3 protein-coding genes are annotated in these 1,879 nt (G+C 66.8%); 2 read left to right on the forward strand and 1 reads right to left on the reverse strand.

Annotated elements, in window-relative coordinates:
• Positions 1–565 (reverse strand): transcriptional regulator BetI (betI, locus tag AC3XYG_RS21650; RefSeq protein WP_489141940.1); only part of this gene is annotated, 565 nt, incomplete at its 3' end.
• Positions 566–732: 167 nt separating this feature from the next.
• Between betI and choX the strand changes: the two genes are divergently transcribed.
• A complete protein-coding gene (gene choX / locus AC3XYG_RS21655; RefSeq protein ID WP_489141941.1) occupies positions 733–1,659 on the forward strand; it encodes a choline ABC transporter substrate-binding protein in 927 nt (308 codons plus the stop codon).
• A partial coding sequence (locus AC3XYG_RS21660) for an alcohol dehydrogenase catalytic domain-containing protein (RefSeq protein WP_489141942.1) occupies positions 1,656–1,879 on the forward strand: 224 nt, incomplete at its 3' end. The genes choX and AC3XYG_RS21660, both read left to right, overlap by 4 nt.

Below are 1,879 nucleotides of genomic sequence, written 5' to 3' on the forward strand. Positions count from 1 at the left end.
GGACGCAGCGCGTGTGCTGTTCGACCAGGGCGATGGCGTCGGCGGCCGTCATGTCGACCCCTGCCCCGGCCTTGCGCAGCCAGACGCCGTCGATCAGCACGCCGATGCCGAGCACGAACCGGGTCAGTTCACCCCCCTGCAGCACGCAGTCGACGCAGCTGGACAGGTTCGAGGCCAGCCGGCGATGGAACAGCCGCTGCAGCCGCTCCAGCTGCGGGTCCTGCGCCGCGGCGGCATAGAACGAGACCCAGGCGCGTGCCGTGTTGCGGTCGAACAACGCGGCCGGGAAGTTGCCATGGACGATGGCCATCAGCCGGACCCAGCTGTTGTCCGCGACCTTCATCGCCCGCACCACCTCGTCCATGATGACGCGGTTGGCGTGGCGGACCATCCAGAACAGCACCTCGTCCTTGCTCTTGAAATAATAGGCCAGGATGCCCGGCGACATGCCCGCTTCCTGGCAGATCCGGGCCGTGGTCAGGCCGCCGATGCCATGCTGCAGGAAGGCGCGGTAGGCGCCCTCGATCAGCTCGCGGCGGCGGATTTCCTCGATCGGTTTTCGCATCCCACTCCCCGGCCCAATCCTTGAAATTAGTTTAGGCGTCCAGGTTTTTGTATGCTCATACAAAAAACTGAATTGACAAAAAATCCTGCCGTGCTTGGCTAGAGGCGGGGTTGCAATGGTCGCGCAGACGGCCTGCCCCCGCACCGATCAACCATCGGGAGGCCATCATGAAGAGACTGATCGCTGTCGCCCTGGCCGGCGTGCTGTGGTCGGCCGCCGCATCGGCGGACGACGCGTCCTGCGCCAGGATCCGCAGCGCCGATATGGGCTGGACCGACATCGCCCTGACCACCAACACGGCGGCCATCGTGCTCAAGGCCATGGGCTATGAGATGACCAACACGCTGCTGGGCCTGAACATCACCTATGAAAGCCTGAAGAACGGCCAGGTCGACGTCTTCCTCGGCAATTGGCGGCCGGCCCAGGACATCGAGTTCAAGGACTATTTCGACAAGCATTGGGTCGAGGTGCTCGGCACCAACCTGACCGGCGCCAAATACACCCTCGCCGTGCCGGCCGAGGTGGCGGAGGCCGGCGTGCACAGCTTCGACGATCTCGCCAAATACCCCGACAAGTTCGGCAAGAAGATCTACGGCATCGAACCCGGCACCAACCAGCCGCTGCTCGACATGGTGGCGGCTGGGCGGCATGGGCTGAAGGACTGGGAGATCGTCGAATCCAGCGAACAGGCGATGCTGGCCCAGGTCCAGCGCTCGGTCGCCCGGAAGGAATGGATCGTGTTCCTCGGCTGGCAGCCGCACCCGATGAATCTCGACTTCAAGCTGACCTACCTCTCCGGCGGCGACGAGGAGTTCGGGCCCGATTTCGGCGGGTCGACGGTGCGCACGATCGCCCGGCCGGGCTATGCCGCCGCCTGCCCCAACCTGGCCCACTTCTTCGCGAATCTCGCCTTCGACATCGACTATGAGAATGCCGGCATGCGGATGATCCTGGACGATGGCGCGGACGCCCCCGCAGCCGCGGCGGCGCTGATCAAGGCCCACCCCGACAAGGTCGCCGCCTGGCTCGACGGCGTCACCACGCTGGATGGCCGCCCGGCGCTGGGCGTGGTCCAGGCGGCGCTGGCGCAATGACCTTGCCCGATACGATGCTGGCTGCGGTGCTGGAGGCGCCGGGGGCGCCCCTGGCGGTGCGGAGCATGCCGGTGCCCCGCCCCGGGCCGGGCCAATTGCTGGTCCGGCTGCAGGCCTGCGGCGTCTGCCCCACCGACCTGCCTATCTGGCAGGGCGGCGGCCCGGCCCACCGTCCCCACCCCCTGTTCCTGGGGCATGAGGGCGTCGGCGAGGTCGTCGC

The sequence above is a fragment of the Inquilinus sp. genome (genome assembly GCF_057815775.1).